The 15614-nt window shown below is 55.6% G+C and carries 12 protein-coding genes and 1 riboswitch; of the genes, 11 read left to right on the forward strand and 1 reads right to left on the reverse strand.

The features are described 5' to 3' along the window. Positions 1–12 precede the first annotated feature (12 nt). The gene (locus HKD42_RS00215; protein ID WP_170009207.1) at positions 13–1038 is read left to right on the forward strand and encodes a LacI family DNA-binding transcriptional regulator; all 1026 of its coding nucleotides are present in this window, start codon (positions 13–15) and stop codon (positions 1036–1038) included. A gap of 1 nt (position 1039) precedes the next feature. Here HKD42_RS00215 and HKD42_RS00220 read toward each other — a convergent pair whose 3' ends face one another. Then, positions 1040–2059: an aldo/keto reductase gene (locus HKD42_RS00220; protein ID WP_170009209.1), complete on the reverse strand. Its 1020-nt coding sequence runs from the start codon at positions 2057–2059 to the stop codon at positions 1040–1042. 110 nt (positions 2060–2169) lie between these two features. On the opposite strand from HKD42_RS00220, the gene HKD42_RS00225 reads away from it, so the two are divergent. The 10 genes from HKD42_RS00225 to HKD42_RS00270 all read left to right on the forward strand — a co-directional run bounded on the left by HKD42_RS00225 (position 2170) and on the right by HKD42_RS00270 (position 15469). Next, positions 2170–3168 (forward strand): ArsR/SmtB family transcription factor, encoded by a 999-nt coding sequence (locus tag HKD42_RS00225; RefSeq protein ID WP_343042093.1) that lies wholly within the window; start codon positions 2170–2172, stop codon positions 3166–3168. Next, complete coding sequence (gene metF / locus HKD42_RS00230; protein WP_170009213.1) at positions 3165–4118, forward strand: methylenetetrahydrofolate reductase [NAD(P)H]; 954 nt, start codon at positions 3165–3167, stop codon at positions 4116–4118. Before HKD42_RS00225 ends, metF begins: the two co-directional genes overlap by 4 nt. Beyond that, positions 4115–5179: a homocysteine S-methyltransferase family protein gene (locus tag HKD42_RS00235; RefSeq protein ID WP_170009215.1), complete on the forward strand. Its 1065-nt coding sequence runs from the start codon at positions 4115–4117 to the stop codon at positions 5177–5179. Before metF ends, HKD42_RS00235 begins: the two co-directional genes overlap by 4 nt. After that, positions 5179–7809, forward strand: a complete 2631-nt coding sequence (gene metH, locus HKD42_RS00240; protein ID WP_170009216.1) for a methionine synthase — start codon at positions 5179–5181, stop codon at positions 7807–7809. Before HKD42_RS00235 ends, metH begins: the two co-directional genes overlap by 1 nt. 54 nt (positions 7810–7863) lie before the next feature. Beyond that, a riboswitch (glycine riboswitch) is annotated at positions 7864–7960 on the forward strand. Positions 7961–8122: 162 nt separating this feature from the next. Continuing rightward, complete coding sequence (gene gcvT, locus HKD42_RS00245) at positions 8123–9292, forward strand: glycine cleavage system aminomethyltransferase GcvT (RefSeq protein ID WP_170009218.1); 1170 nt, start codon at positions 8123–8125, stop codon at positions 9290–9292. Positions 9293–9296: 4 nt separating this feature from the next. After that, entirely contained in the window at positions 9297–9668 is a 372-nt protein-coding gene (gcvH, locus tag HKD42_RS00250) for a glycine cleavage system protein GcvH (RefSeq protein WP_170009220.1), read from the forward strand. A 33-nt stretch (positions 9669–9701) separates the two neighbouring features. Beyond that, a complete protein-coding gene (gcvPA, locus tag HKD42_RS00255; protein ID WP_170009222.1) occupies positions 9702–11063 on the forward strand; it encodes an aminomethyl-transferring glycine dehydrogenase subunit GcvPA in 1362 nt (453 codons plus the stop codon). Continuing rightward, positions 11060–12646, forward strand: a complete 1587-nt coding sequence (gene gcvPB, locus HKD42_RS00260; RefSeq protein WP_170009224.1) for an aminomethyl-transferring glycine dehydrogenase subunit GcvPB — start codon at positions 11060–11062, stop codon at positions 12644–12646. Before gcvPA ends, gcvPB begins: the two co-directional genes overlap by 4 nt. A 65-nt stretch (positions 12647–12711) precedes the next feature. Continuing rightward, positions 12712–14760, forward strand: a complete 2049-nt coding sequence (locus tag HKD42_RS00265) for an adenylate/guanylate cyclase domain-containing protein (RefSeq protein WP_170009226.1) — start codon at positions 12712–12714, stop codon at positions 14758–14760. Positions 14761–14767: 7 nt separating this feature from the next. Next, positions 14768–15469, forward strand: coding sequence for a hypothetical protein (locus tag HKD42_RS00270; RefSeq protein ID WP_170009228.1), 702 nt, complete (start codon positions 14768–14770; stop codon positions 15467–15469). The last annotated feature ends 145 nt before the right edge of the window (positions 15470–15614 follow it).

The raw sequence follows: 15614 nt of genomic DNA on the forward strand, positions 1-15614 counted from the left end.
GGGAGAGCCACGATGGCCGAACGGCCAACCCTTCAAAGAGTAACCTCTTTTGATGTCGCAGAAAAAGCAGGCGTAAGCCAGTCCACCGTCTCGCGGGCATTGGCAGGCTCTACTGCGATTACTGAACCTACCCGTGCCAAGGTCATGAAAGCGGCGGAAGAACTGGGTTACGTAGTTGACGAGCGCGCTGCGCGGCTACGGCGCGGCAAGACGGGCACTTTGGCAGTGGTCGTGATTGGGCGTCCTGAAGAAGCAGCAAGCGATGTTAACCCCTTCTACTTCTCGCTACTGGGAAGCATCTGTGCGGCAGCGGCTGCACAAGGGTACGAAACGCTGGTTTCGTTCCAATCGGAAGAAGGTAAGTTCTTCGGGAAATACGCAGAGCGCGGCCAAGCCGATGGCGTGATTGTCATTGGTACCACGGCGAATGAAGCAGCTTGGGAATATTTCCGGGATCTAAGTTCAGATGGGCGCGCCGTCGCCTTCTGGGGTTCGCCCTACGAAGATCTTGAATGGGTTCGCTCCGACAATTACGAAGGCGGTATGCTGGCGACGCGGGATTTGATCGCTGCCGGATGCCGGTCCATCGTTCACGTCGGTTCAGTGGATTCCCCCCAGCAGCAATTCCGTGAACGATACGAAGGATATGCTTCGGAAATAGAAAAAGCGGGGCAGAAGCCCTGTTTGCAAGCTGTCGATGTGGCGCTCGACCGGGAAGGGCAGGGCCGCGATGCAGTCGCACGGCTGGTCGACAGCGGCACTGCATTTGATAGCCTGTTTCTTGCTTGCGATGCGATGGCTTTGGGTGCTTTGGAAGAGCTCAACGCACGGGGCATCAAGGTGCCGCGCGACTGTTCAGTTATTGGCTTTGATGGGATCAGGGCAGGTCAGCACAGCAACCCGCCCCTGACCAGTATTGAGCCGGATTTCGATGTTGCCGGCGTCATGCTTGTTCGCACAGTGTTAGGGGAAGATCAGGCGTCCGAACGGCGCGTCCCTGTAAGAGTGCTTCATCGCGGAAGTGTCAAACGCGGGTAGTTTACCCCTTCACTGTCACTTTCAGTTCCGCATCCGGCATACCGAACAATCCCATGACGGGATGTGGTGCATAGGGCGCTTCGATTGCGGCGATGTCTTCTGCGGACAAGGTAACATCCAACGCCGCAACAGCATCTTCGATATGTTTGGGCTTTGTAGCACCAATAATCGGGCTGGTGACTTCAGGCTTCTGGAGGACCCAGGCCAAGGCAATTTGTGCCATAGGAATGCCGCGTTGTTGCGAAAGAGCTTCAACCGCGTTCACAACTTCACGGTCATTCTCTTGAGTGCGGGCATATAGCATTTTGCCCACGACATCGCTTTCGGATCGATCGGTTGTACTGTCCCAAGGCCGCGTCAGTTTGCCGCGTGCCATCGGGCTCCAGGGCATGACCGCAACACCTTGATCGGCACACAAAGGCAGCATTTCGCGTTCCTCTTCACGGTAAAGAAGGTTCACGTAATTTTGCATGGAAATAAACTGCTTCAGGCCGTTTGTCTCCGCGATATGGCGCATCTGTTGAAATTGCCATGCGTACATTGATGAAGCACCAACATAGCGGACTTTGCCGGACCGAACGATGGCATCGAGTGTCTCCACGATCTCTTCCATTGGCGTGTTCGGATCGAGCCGGTGAATTTGGTACAAATCGATGTAGTCTGTGCCCAAGCGGCGCAGACTATCGTCGACTGCATGGATGAGAGATTTCGCGGATAGCCCGCCTGTGTTTGGTGCTTGCCGCCACCGGAAAAAGCCTTTGGTTGCGATCACAATCTCATCGCGATTAGCCATTTCTTTCAGAAGGGTGCCAATATATTCCTCGGATGTTCCGCCGGAATAGGCATTGGCAGTATCGAAGAAATTGATCCCGGCTTCCAGAGCCTGACGGATCATCGGGCGTGACGCATCCAAATCCATCGCCCAATCGTGCCCTTCGGCAGCGGCATCGCCAAAACTCATACAGCCCAGACATAAACGCGAGACGGTAAGGCCAGTGTTGCCGAATTGGGTGTATTGCATGGAAAGTCGCCTTCTTGAGTAGTTTGGCTTGCGCCTATCATAGGCTTCGTTCGCGCCCAAGTGTGCAAACGCGCTTGCGGATATAACGATATCTTTATATGTGCTTTTTCGTGCAAATAGAAATCACCATGCGGGCCTTGGCTGACCCAACCCGGCTGCGCATCATGCGTTTGCTGTCCGCTATGGAGCTTGCGGTTGGCGAGTTGGCGCAAGTTTTGGGTCAAAGTCAACCGCGCGTGTCGCGCCATGTCGCCATCCTGTGCGATGCCGGATTGGCCGAACGGCACCGCGAGGGCAGCTGGGTATTTCTGCGCGCCGCGATCGGGAGCGAGCATAGCAACCCGGTAGGCGATGCTCTTAGCCGGTTGTTGGCAACGGCGGAAACAGAGGATCAGACTTTCGCGAGCATATGTGCAGAGGACCGGCATCAGCTGGCAACGATACGCGGCGCAAGGGAGCACAGCGCAGCAGCCTATTTTGCAAAACATGCGGATGAATGGGACCAATTGCGTCAGCTGCACAGCGCCGATCAGGTGGTTGAAGAACAGCTGGTTGCCGCGCTGACTAGCACGGCGGATCAAGGTACGATCGGTGAATTGCTCGATATCGGCACCGGCACCGGGCGGATGGCAGAATTGTTTGCGCCGACGGCTGATCACGTGACCGCTTTAGATAAAAGCCCCGACATGTTGCGGGTTGCCCGTGCGAAATTGCAGAATTTACCCGGTAACGCAGTAGATTTGGTGCAGGGCGATTTTCTGGCATTGCCCTTTGAAGCACACCGGTTTGATACCGTGCTGCTTCATCAGGTGCTTCATTTTGCCCAAGACCCTGCGGCAGCTTTGGCAGAAGCAGCGCGGGTCACGCGCCCCGGTGGGCGGATCGCGATTGTTGATTTTGCCGCGCATAACCGTGAAGAATTACGTGATCGCTACGCCCATGCCCGCCTTGGTTTTACCGACAAGGCTATCCGGTCGTTGATGAAGGAGGCGGGCTATGAACCTGCAGTGCCTGTCGCGATGGATGAAGGCGAACTAACCGTAAAAATATGGCTTGGAACACGGTTGGGAAATCCCGCCGTTGCAGGCCAGAGGAAGGCAGCACAATGAGTAACCGTTCATTCCCACGGCTTGATGAGATGCGGGAGGCGCAAACGGCGCTCGATACGCCGTTATTCTCGGGGCTGCCCGGCGATATCACTGCATCATTTGAATTTTTTCCGCCCAAATCGGAAAAGATGGAGGCGCAATTATGGGCGTCGGTGCAAGAGCTTGCGCCTTTGAATCCAAGTTTCGTTTCGGTCACATATGGTGCTGGCGGTTCGACCCGTGAGCGCACGCATAACACCGTTGCCCGCATCATTCGCGAAGCCGGATTGCCAGCTGCGGCGCATCTGACCTGCGTTGACGCGAGCAAGGCAGAAATTCAGGAGGTGGCTGAGCAATATTGGGAAGCGGGCGTTCGGCATATTGTTGCGTTGCGCGGCGATGCTGGCGAACCGGGCGCTCCATTTGTGCCGCACCCGGACGGTTACAAAAGCGCGGCCGACCTCGTGGCCGGTTTGAAAAACATTGCTGATTTTGAGATTTCGGTTGCTGCCTATCCCGAAACCCATCCGGACGCAGATTGCCCGCAAAGCGACCTCGATAATCTGAAGCGGAAACTTGATGCTGGTGCCACGCGGGCGATCAGCCAGTTTTTCTTTTCTGCTGATACGTTTTTCAGATTTCGTGATGATGCTGCGGCGGCTGGTATTACACAACCGATTTTGCCGGGAATTTTGCCGGTGACCAATGTCGCCCAGGCGCGGAAATTCGCCGGTGCGTGCGGTGCAAAAATCCCAGATTGGATGGATGGTTTGTTTGAAGGCTTGGACGAACGCCCAGCCTCGCGCCAGTTGGTTGCAGCCACCGTCGCGGCAGAGCTTTGCCGGCGGCTTTATGCTGGCGGCGTGCGTGACTTCCATTTCTACACACTCAACCGTGCGGATCTGGCCTATGCAATTTGCCATATGCTGGGAATGAGGCCGCAGGCGAGCAATGCCGGAGATGCTGCATGACTACTGTACGTGAGCGGCTGAACGCAGCCGCAGCCAAGCGTGTTCTTATTTCTGACGGTGCCTTCGGGACACAAATTCAGAACCGTAAGCTTGTGGAAGAAGATTACGCTGGTGATCTTGGTCTGAAAGCTGATCAAAAGGGCAATAATGATATTTTGGCGCTGACCCGGCCGGATGTAATTGCGGATATTACCCGTGCCTACTTTGAAGCAGGGTCAGATATTATCGCGACCAATACGTTTTCTGCCAATGTTATCAGTCAGGCGGATTATGCCGCCGAAGCTCTGGTACGTGACATTAATGTGGAATCGGCCAAAATTGCCCGCGAACTGGCTGATATTTTCGAGGCTGAAGATGCCAAGGCCGGAATAGATCGTCCGCGCTTTGTCGCCGGGGCTATCGGACCGACTAACAAAACTCTATCTCTCAGCCCTGATGTTGAAGATCCGGGGTTCCGGGAGATCGATTTCGACTATCTCACCGAAGTCTATCATGAACAGGCCGCCGCATTGGTGGAAGGCGGCGCGGACTTCATTTTGATCGAGACGATCTTTGATACGCTCAACGCCAAGGCGGGCGTCATGGCGGTCAAACAGCTGGAGCGAGAATTAGGCCGCGATGTGCCGATCATGCTCTCCATGACACTGACCGACCTGTCGGGCCGTAATCTGTCCGGCCATACCGTGGAGGCGTTCTGGTATGCCGTTCGCCACGCAAATCCGATCACTATCGGGCTGAATTGTAGCTTTGGTGCAGAGCAGCTGCGCCCGCATATTCAATTGCTGAGCAAGATCGCGGATACTTTATTGCTGGCCTATCCCAATGCAGGATTGCCGAACGAGCTTGGTGAATATGACGAAGCGCCAGCCACAACTGCGGCTTTGGTCCGCGAATGGGCAGAGAACGGTCAGGTCAACATTCTGGGCGGTTGTTGCGGGTCCAGCCCCGATCATATCGCCGCGATTGCCAAGGCGGTCGAAGGGCTAAGCCCGCGGCAAGTGCCAAGCCGTGATACCGCCATGCAACTCGCTGGCCTCGAACCTTTTACGATAGCAGCATAATGACAGACAATATTTCGAGCGCGCAATTCGTCAATATCGGCGAGCGTACCAATGTTACCGGTTCTGCACGGTTCAAAAAGCTGATCATGGCGGATGACTATGCGGCAGCAGTGGAAGTCGCGCGTCAGCAGGTCGAAAATGGCGCGCAAGTGATCGATGTCAACATGGATGAAGGGCTGCTGGATGCAGTTCACGCCATGACGACCTTCCTCAAGCTAATCGCGGCGGAGCCTGATATTGCCCGGGTCCCGTTGATGATCGACAGCTCCAAGTGGGAAGTGATCGAAGCGGGCCTGAAATGTGTTTCGGGCAAGCCGATTGTCAACTCTATCTCGATGAAAGAGGGTGAGGAGCAGTTCCTCGAACAAGCACGCAAATGCATGGATTATGGCGCAGCGGCTGTAGTGATGGCGTTTGATGAGGTGGGTCAGGCAGACACCAAAGACCGCAAGGTCGAGATCTGTAAACGTGCCTATGATTTGCTTGTCGGCATTGGCTTTCCGCCGGAAGATATCATCTTTGATCCCAACGTGTTTGCGGTCGCGACGGGCATTGAAGATCACGACCGTTACGGGCTGGACTTCATTGAAGCGGTCCGCGAAATCAAGGCGCTGTGTCCGTATGCCAAGACATCCGGCGGACTTTCCAACCTGTCATTCAGTTTCCGCGGTAACGAAACGGTTCGCCGCGCAATGCACTCTGTATTTTTGTACCACGCGATCCCGGCCGGCTTCGATATGGCCATCGTTAATGCCGGACAGCTCGATATTTATGACGAGATCGACCCGGTTCTGCGCGATGCGTGCGAAGATGTGATCCTGATGCGGCCGGTCGAGGGTGAAGAAACCGCGACTGAGCGCCTGATCAATCTGGCGGAATCCTATCGCGGTAAAAGCAAAGAAGAAGACAAACAGGCTGCCGAATGGCGCGGTTGGGCGGTTGAGAAACGTCTGGAGCACGCACTGGTCAAGGGTATCGACGCTGATGTCGTCGAAGACACCGAAGAATTGCGCCAAGCAATCTTCGCCGCCGGTGGTCGCCCGATCGAAGTGATCGAAGGCCCGCTGATGGACGGCATGAATGTTGTCGGCGATCTGTTTGGCAGCGGCAAAATGTTCCTGCCGCAAGTGGTCAAATCAGCCCGGGTTATGAAGAAAGCCGTCGCCCATCTGATCCCGTTTATCGAAGCGGAGAAGGAAGAAGGGGCCAAGGCCAAAGGCAAAATTATCATGGCAACCGTGAAGGGCGACGTGCATGATATTGGTAAGAATATCGTTGGCGTGGTTCTTCAATGTAATGGCTATGAGGTGATCGATCTTGGCGTGATGGTGCCGTGGAGCACCATTTTGGAAACAGCCAAGAAAGAAGATGTCGATATGATTGGCCTTTCCGGGCTGATCACGCCCTCGCTGGACGAGATGGTAACGGTTGCCGAAGAAATGCAGCGTGCGGAAATGGATATCCCCCTGCTGATTGGCGGCGCGACAACCAGCAAGGTGCATACTGCGCTGCGCATTGATGGCGCTTATGATGGCCCTGTTATCCATGTGCTGGATGCCAGCCGGGCGGTCGGGGTTGCCAGTCGCTTGCTATCCGACACGTTACGCGATGATTTCGTCAGTGAAACTGCGGCTGATTATGAACACGTCCGTGATGTCAGGGCAGGAAAAGGGCAAAGCGAACTGCTCAGCTTGGCAGATGCGCGGGCGAACTTTTACGATGCTTATGTCGGCGATAAAGCTGCACCCCCGCTTAAGCCGGGCGTTCATGTGTTTGATGATTGGTCTTTGGCCGATTTGCGTGACGCGATAGATTGGACCCCGTTCTTCCGTGCATGGGAATTGCACGGCACCTATCCCAAAATCCTTCAAGACGAAGTTGTTGGCGAAAGCGCCCAATCTTTGTGGGCAGACGCGCAGGTCATGCTCGATAAAATTGTCGAGGAGAAATGGCTGACAGCACGGGGTGTCTGCGGCTTCTGGCCTTGCGCCCGTGATGGCGATGATGTGACCATTCACCGCGTTCGCAAGGAAGAGCATGTTGTGCTGCCGTTCCTGCGTCAGCAAGTGAAGAAATCACGCGATCGGGCCAATATGTGCCTTGCGGATTTCATCGATCCGGCAGGTGACTGGATTGGCGGTTTTGCCGTGGGCATTCACGGAATTGATGATCACATTGCGCGCTTCCAGGCGGATAATGATGACTATTCCGATATTCTGTTAAAAGCGCTGGCAGACCGTTTTGCTGAAGCATTTGCGGAACGGCTCCATCAGCATGTGCGGACTGATTTGTGGGGGTATGCCCCGGGTGAGCAGCTCACAAATGAAGCGCTTATTAAGGAGCAGTATCGCGGCATCCGCCCGGCGCCTGGCTATCCTGCTTGTCCCGATCACAGTCTCAAACCCATCCTGTTTGATCTGTTGGAGGCCGAGAAGAATGTCGGGCTGGAACTGACCGAGAGTTTCGCCATGTGGCCGACAGCTGCTGTTAGCGGGTTCTATTTTGGTCACCCCGAAAGCCAGTATTTTGGTGTGGCCCGGATCGGCCGCGACCAGTTGGAAGATTACGCCCGGCGCCGCAATGTCGATCTATCCACGGCAGAACGCTGGCTGCGCCCTAATCTTGATTGACCGGCAGCTGCGTTTCGCGCAGTGAAATAACCGTCGCCAAGGAAGTGATTCTTTGGCCGATGCGCGGGAGAGACCATCAGCCTAAGGACTGATGGCACCGAAGGAGCAACCGCCCCGGAAACTCTCAGGTAACAGGGACCGCGTACCGGCAGACACTCTGGAAAGCGTATGCGCTGCGGCGGATACCACCGAAGGGGTAGGCACGCGTACCGTATAGTAGCGGCGCATGTTAAAACTCTCAGGTTTCCCGACAGAGGGGGTGCGATCAGGCGTTTCATTGCGGAACGTCGGCACTCTATGTCGGGAATTTTTGATGAGCGAAGACACTTTAGAAGACATCCACCCTGACGATATGCCTGAAGAGCAAGTGCTGCCTTTGGACGCATGGCATCGTGCAATGGGTGGGCGCATGGTCGATTTCGCCGGCTATAAAATGCCGATCCAATATGCGGGTGAACACCTGAAACATGGGGGCGGCATCGTTGCTGAACATAGCTGGACACGCGAGCATGCGGGCCTGTTCGATGTTAGCCATATGGGGCAGTTGCTGATTTCAGGCGCTGGCGCAGAGGCGGCGCTGGAAGCTCTGTTGCCGATCGATCTTTCTACGCTGGAAGTGGGGATGCAGCGTTATTCGCTGTTGCTGAATGAAGATGGCGGCGTGCTGGATGATCTGATGGTCTCACGTTGGCCAGACGCTTTCTATCTGGTCGTCAACGGGGCGACCAAGTGGGATGATATCGCACATCTGCGTGAACATTTGCCCGATGATGTGACGCTGAACCATCTGGAGGATCGTGCCTTGCTCGCCTTGCAGGGGCCGGAAGCATTTGCCGCTCTCGACCGTCATGTAGAGGGCGAATATCCGCTGTCGGCATTGGTCTTTATGAAGTTTGGCCACTTTACCATAGGCGGTGTCGGAATGAGCATAAGCCGCTCTGGCTATACTGGCGAAGACGGGTTTGAAATCTCGCTTCCGGCCGCGGATGCAGAGAAAATTGCGACGCTGCTATGTGTGGAGCCTGAGGTCGAGCCGATCGGCCTTGGCGCGCGGGATTCGCTACGTTTGGAAGCCGGTTTGCCGCTATATGGCCATGATCTGGACCCGGCGACCGATCCGGTTTCGGCGCGCTTGCTGTTTGGTCTTGCCAAATCACGGCGCGAGACTGGCGGCTGGATGGGCCATGTAACCTGCGCAAAGATGTTGGCGGAAGGCTCACCGACCAAGCGCGTTGGCTTGAAGGTCGAAGGCAAAATGCCAGCGCGTGAAGGCGCGATTGTGTTTGCCGGAGATACCGAAATTGGCCGGGTTACAAGTGGCGGATTTTCCCCGACGCTCGGCTATCCAATTGCGATGGCTTATGTCCTTTCCGATTATGCGCAAAAGGGTACCGAACTGGAGATCGAGGTGCGCAAGAAGCGTCTTGAAGCAGCGGTGACTCCGATGCCGTTCGTACCGACTAATTACTACCGAGGAGAATGAACCGATGGCCCGCTATTTTACTGATGAGCACGAATGGATCGACGTTGAAGGCGACACTGCGACGGTTGGCATCACTGACTATGCGCAAGAACAGCTGGGCGACATCGTGTTCGTCGAATTGCCTGAAGTGGGTGCGACAGTCGACAAAGGCGGGGATGCTGCGGTCGTTGAATCGGTGAAGGCGGCGAGCGATGTCTATGCGCCCATCACGGGTGAAGTGGTTGAAGGCAATGCCAGCCTCGAAGACGATCCGGCTTTGGTAAATACTTCGCCCGAAGAAGACGGCTGGTTCTTTAAAATGACCATTGGCGACAAGAGCGAGCTGGACGGCCTGATGGATGCCAAAGCCTATGAGGCGTTTGTCGCCGAGCTTTAAAGCTGCCGGCGATCCCAAGCGAAAGAAAATTCTATGCGTTACCTACCCCTGACAGATACTGATCGCGGCGAGATGCTGCAATCTATCGGCGCGTCCAGCATTGATGATCTGTTCGTCGATGTGCCCGAAGTCGCACGGCTTGATGGTCCGATCCGTGATTTGCCGATGCACGCCAGTGAAATGGCCGTTGAAAAACACATGCGCGGCCTGTCGAAACAGAATTTGGCAGCGGCAGATGCAGCGTTCTTTTTGGGGGCTGGTGCCTATCGCCATCACGTTCCTGCTTCCGTTGATACGATCATCCAGCGCGGCGAATTTCTGACAGCTTACACGCCGTATCAGCCTGAAATTGCCCAAGGCACATTGCAGATGCTGTTTGAATTCCAGACCCAAGTGGCACGGCTATATGGCTGTGCGGTGGCCAATGCATCGATGTATGATGGTTCTACTGCGTGCTGGGAAGCGGTTGCGATGGCGGGCCGTGTGACTAAGCGCAACAAAGCCGTATTGTCTGGCGCGCTTCATCCGCATTATACCGAAGTCGTCAAAACAATGGCGAAGTTTACCGGCGACGAGATCGCATCATCCAGCCCGACCGTTCAGGCAGAGCCCGATAATGCGGGGCTTATTGCACGTATTGATGACGATACATCCTGCGTTGTGGTTCAGTATCCCGACATTCTGGGCCGCTTGCCGGATCTGGCTGAAATTGCAGAAGCCGCCCATTCGAAGGGCGCGCTGCTGATTGCTGTGAATACCGAGCCTGTTGCATTGGGGGCGATCCAGTCACCCGGAGAGCTAGGCGCGGATATTGTGGTTGGTGAAGGGCAGGCCATCGGGGTCGGACTGCAATTTGGTGGGCCATATCTGGGCCTTTTCGCTGTTCGCGATAAGAAACACGTTCGCCAGATGCCAGGCCGCCTATGCGGCGAGACTATTGACGCTGATGGTCGGCGGGGCTTTGTGCTGACGCTATCCACGAGAGAACAACATATCCGGCGCGAGAAAGCGACGTCGAATATCTGTACTAACTCTGGCCTGTGCGCATTGGCTTTCAGTGTTCACATGACCTTGCTGGGTGAAAAAGGCCTTCGCCAGCTTGCGGCAGAGAACCACCGCCTGGCGTGTCTTGCTGCCGACAAGCTGGCAGCGATCCCGGGCGTGACGGTGCTCAACACCAGCTTCTTCAACGAGTTTACTATCCTGCTGGATGGCGACGCCCGCCAGATTGTACGCGATTTGGCGCAGGATGACATTCTGGCCGGCGTATCACTCGCTCGCCTGTATCCCGGCGTAGAAGGGTTCTCGCGGGGTTTGCTGGTCGCTGTCACTGAAACAACCAGCGAGGAGGACATCGAAACCCTCTGTTCTGCGCTTAAGGAGAAATTGTCATGAACGCTCCGAACAAAAGCGGCTGGAAACCTACAATGCCTGCTGGAACGGACGGCAAGTTTGGCGGCCCCGCAACCACGACTGGCAACAAAGCGCTGATGTTGGAAGAAGCGCTGATTTTCGAGATAGGCACGACCGAAACCACCGGTGTTGATCTGCCTGATGTTGACGATAGCGCGCCAAGCCGGTTGGGCAAATTCGCCCGTACTGATGAAATCGGATTGCCCGGCCTCTCAGAGCCGCAAACGGTACGGCACTATACCCGCTTAAGCCGCCAGAATTACGGAATTGATCTGGGGTTCTTCCCGCTTGGTTCCTGCACGATGAAGCACAATCCGCGCCTTAATGAAAAAGTCGCGCGGATGCCCGGATTTGCCGATGTGCACCCGTTGCAACCGGTGGACACAGTGCGCGGTGCCTTGGGCGTTATCAATGAATTGGCGCAATGGCTGATCAAGCTTACCGGAATGCATGGCGTCGCGATGAGCCCCAAAGCGGGCGCGCATGGCGAATTGTGCGGCATTCTGTGCATCCGTGCAGCGCTGGAAGCGCGCGGCAATGCGCGTGAAGTCGTTTTGGTGCCTGAAAGTGCGCATGGCACGAACCCGGCAACGGCGGCCTTCGCCGGATACCGGGTTGAGAATATCCCGGCGACAGAAGGTGGACGGGTTGATCTGGAGGCATTGAAGGCCCGGCTTGGCCCCGATGTTGCTGCGGTTATGATCACTAACCCTAACACATGCGGCCTGTTTGAACCGGATATGCGCGCTATCTCTGATGCGGTGCATGAGGCGGGCGGCTTCGTCTATTGCGATGGTGCGAACTTCAACGCGATTGTCGGGCGTGTCCGCCCCGGCGATTTGGGCGTTGATGCGATGCACATCAACTTGCACAAGACATTTTCCACCCCGCATGGCGGCGGTGGACCGGGATCTGGCCCAGTGGTTTTGTCCGAAGCATTGTCTCCGTTCGGTCCGCTTCCTTATACCGCACGGACTGCTGACGGTGTCGTGCATCTGGTGGAAGAGGAAAGCGCAGAAGAATTCGCCAAGGAGCATTTTGGCGGACCATTGCAGCACTTTGGCCGGATGACCGCGTTTCATGGTCAAATGGGCATGTATACCCGTGCACTTACTTACATGCTCAGCCACGGCGCAGACGGTCTTAAGCAAGTAGCCGAAGATGCGGTGTTGAATGCCAACTATATCCTTCGCGCGATGGAAGATGTGTTGCATGCGCCTTATGCTGATAGCGGCCCCTGTATGCATGAGGCCTTATTTGGCGATGCCGGATTTGAAGGCGGTCTCTCTACGCTTGATTTGGCCAAAGGGCTGATTGACGAGGGTTTCCACCCGATGACAGTGTATTTCCCGCTGGTTGTTCACGGCGCGATGTTGGTTGAACCGACAGAAACGGAAAGTAAGGCCGCGATCGACCAGTTTATCACCGCATTTCGCAGCGTGGCAGAACGCGCCAAAGCCGGGGATGAATCGCTCAAAGCCGCTCCGTATTATGCGCCGCGCAGCCGGCTTGATGAAACAATGGCAGCGCGCAAGCCGCATTTGGGGTTTATCGACCCGGAATAGGTCTCGCGACTTGACCAATCGCACCATTGCGTCTTTTCTCATTCCTATGGGGGAGAAACGACGCAATGGCCGCGGAAGCGAAATATTCAGGTAATTTCGTCCAGCGGGGCTGGCGAAATATTCGCGAAGCAGGAACCCAGCGCTTGGCCATCACGGCCACGTTGTTGGTCGTTGCGCTCCTTGTCGCTCGATATAGCTGGTTTATCCCCGCCGTCGGAGAGGCGGAGCGAGAGCTATATGATGCTCGCAGTTTCATCGAAGCCGATATTAACGAGGTCGAGCAAGACGACCGTGTAACGATGATCGTCTATAATGATCAAACCTTGATCGAGGCGCGAAAACGCTCCCCACTTGATCGCGGGATCATGATCGAGACATTGCAAAACCTAGATCAGATGGGTGCAAAGGCCATCGGGATCGATATTCTGTTTGATCAGCCACAGGATGAAGATTTTGAATTGGTGGAAACGCTGCGAAATATGCAGACGCCCACTTTCATCGCCTATGCCCGGATGGACTCCAATGACGAGAATATCATTTATGAACAGCAGCTCTATTTGGATGATTTTGCCGCGGCCTTAGAAGGGTCAAATTCCAGCATTGCCAGCGTTCGTCTAAGTGAGACAGGCGGTGTCACGCGGCTCTGGCCAGAGATAAAAAGCGATTTGCCGCCCTTGCTGGGCAGGGCGATGCTGACGGCTGCGGGGGAAGGGGACAAGACACTGCCCGGCTATACCGGGGCGGTACGCTACCAATTGCCTGCCGATCCCTCCCGGCCAGTCTTTACCACCATTCCCATAGATCCCTTTGCGATACCCAATCTGGTCGAAATTCCTGATCTGGCTGCGGAAATTGTCCCATCGGTTGAAGGGCGGTATATTCTGCTTGGCAGTGATGTGGTTGACATTGATCGTCTCACTACCCCGCTGTCGGAAGCATCCGGGTCGCCAGAACCTCCGGGCGTAGTGTTTCATGCAACCAGCATTGCCCAGATGTTAGACGGAGCCGCGCTGCCTAAGCCGATGAGTGTAACTCTGTGGTTGTTGGCTCTCTTGGTTGTCATTGCCGGTTCGCTAACCGCTTTGCTGGAATGGAAGAACTGGCGTGTCTATCCGCTGATGTTTGCGCAGTTCGCGCTGTTTGTTTGCGTACCATTTTTGGTCCATTTGCGCGGGGTTGATACCTTTGGAATGCCAGCATTTGGCTGGTTGGTTGCATGGATTATTGCCTTCACTGCGGTGACATCGGCCGCCCGCGCCTCAACTGCTGAACAACGGCAGTTTGCGCAGGCCGCATTGGGCAAATATCTGCCGCGCGAAATGGCACAGGAAATTTTGGAAAACCCTGAATTGCTTGCCCTGCATGGTGAGAAAAAACAGATTTACGTGCTGTTTTCGGACTTGGAAGGCTTCACCAAAATGAGCCATGCGATCAGCCCTGAAATGGTCGCGAAGCTGCTCAACCGGTATCTCGAAATGCTCAGCCAAGTGGTGCTCGATCATGGCGGAGTGATTGATAAGTTTGTGGGCGACGCGGTGGTCGCGTTTTGGGGGGCGCCCATCGCGCGTGATGATGACGCTGATCGCGCGGCAAAAGCGGGTTATGCGATCTGGCAAGCCGGTGAGGCCTTCCGCGCAGAAGTTGCCGCGATGGATGAAAACCTGCCCAAGATCGGCAAAACCCGTGTCGGGCTGCACTTTGGTGAAGCTGTTGTCGGTAATTTCGGCGGAGATACGCGCATTCAATATACCGCCCTTGGCGATAGCATGAATACGGCCGCCCGATTGGAAGCCGCCAATAAGGCGATGGAATCCAGCGTTATGGCGAGCCGTGAATTTGCCGATCAAACCAGTGTGGATTTCTGGCGTCCGATGGGGCGGGTGGTGTTGCGGGGGCGTGCGCGGCCGGTTGATATTATGGAGCCGGCACCAGACTTTGCAGCAGATGATCGCGAGAAATTGCGCGATGCCATTATTCTGTCGGAAACGAACAATACCGGCGCCATTACCATGTTAGAAGAGATCATCAGCAGGCACCCAGACGACACTGCGCTGGCTAACCTGCGCCATAGATTGAAAAATGTGAGTGAGGGGAATGCATATGTTCTCGGTTAAGAACCTTATGATGTCAGCAGCCTGCGTTGCTGCCGCAGGTGCAATGATCATGCCTGAAGCTGCTGACGCTGGTGTGGTTGTTAAATCCAGCGGTCCGTCAGCATCGCAGTTTCCTGTTGGAAAGAAGGTCGATGATAATGGCCGCATCACCCTGAAATCTGGCGACAAGGTAACGGTGCTGTCTAACGGCAGTACGCGTGTCATCAGCGGTCCCGGAACGCACCGTGTTTCGGCGCGCGGAAGCAGCCGCCGCGCCGCATTCCGGACCTTGACGCAGCAACGCTCTGCCTCGCGGGCCCGTGTCGGGGCATCGCGCGGCGATACCGTTATGTCGATGACCAGTCCCAACCTCTGGTGGGTGGATGTTTCCAAATCAGGCACGATGTGTGTGTCTGATTTGTCCGCCGTGCGTATGTGGCGTCCGGGAATGGAAGGTGCCTCTACCTATGTTTTTGCGAGCGGAAGCTCGACCGATCATATCCATGTCAGCTTTCCTGACGGCCAAATGACAACAGCTTGGGATGCCGCGCGTATGCCGCTGACTGAAGGGGCCAGCTACACCATTACGGGGCCAGGTGACGGTGAAGCGCAGGAAATGACTTTCGCTACGATTGCATCGCCGCCAGAAACGCCAGAGGCGCTGGCCGAAGTTTTGATCGAGAAGGGCTGTAATGCGCAGTTGGAGTTGTTGGCCGAAACACTGATGTAGGGCCAGGGTGGACCGCGCGCCCTGGGATCGGCCGCTGCCAATTTGATCATACTGTCTGAGGGGGCAATGTGGAGGACGTACAGACTTGTAGTGCGAAAATGCCGGCAGCAGCTGGTTTTGTGTGCTGCGGAACAGCGTACTTTTT

It is taken from the genome of Pontixanthobacter rizhaonensis (assembly GCF_012972675.1).
GTDB lineage: Bacteria > Pseudomonadota > Alphaproteobacteria > Sphingomonadales > Sphingomonadaceae > Pontixanthobacter > Pontixanthobacter rizhaonensis.

Bases quoted from the DNA above. Each gene is read 5' to 3' on its own strand.
- HKD42_RS00215 (WP_170009207.1), top strand. From the start codon at position 13: ATGGCCGAACGGCCAACCCTTCAAAGAGTAACCTCTTTTGATGTCGCA.
- gcvPB (WP_170009224.1), top strand. From the start codon at position 11,060: ATGAACGCTCCGAACAAAAGCGGCTGGAAACCTACAATGCCTGCTGGA.
- gcvT (WP_170009218.1), top strand. From the start codon at position 8,123: ATGAGCGAAGACACTTTAGAAGACATCCACCCTGACGATATGCCTGAA.
- HKD42_RS00235 (WP_170009215.1), top strand. From the start codon at position 4,115: ATGACTACTGTACGTGAGCGGCTGAACGCAGCCGCAGCCAAGCGTGTT.
- HKD42_RS00270 (WP_170009228.1), top strand. From the start codon at position 14,768: ATGATGTCAGCAGCCTGCGTTGCTGCCGCAGGTGCAATGATCATGCCT.
- metF (WP_170009213.1), top strand. From the start codon at position 3,165: ATGAGTAACCGTTCATTCCCACGGCTTGATGAGATGCGGGAGGCGCAA.
- gcvH (WP_170009220.1), top strand. From the start codon at position 9,297: ATGGCCCGCTATTTTACTGATGAGCACGAATGGATCGACGTTGAAGGC.
- gcvPA (WP_170009222.1), top strand. From the start codon at position 9,702: ATGCGTTACCTACCCCTGACAGATACTGATCGCGGCGAGATGCTGCAA.
- HKD42_RS00265 (WP_170009226.1), top strand. From the start codon at position 12,712: ATGGCCGCGGAAGCGAAATATTCAGGTAATTTCGTCCAGCGGGGCTGG.
- metH (WP_170009216.1), top strand. From the start codon at position 5,179: ATGACAGACAATATTTCGAGCGCGCAATTCGTCAATATCGGCGAGCGT.
- HKD42_RS00220 (WP_170009209.1), bottom strand. From the start codon at position 2,059: ATGCAATACACCCAATTCGGCAACACTGGCCTTACCGTCTCGCGTTTA.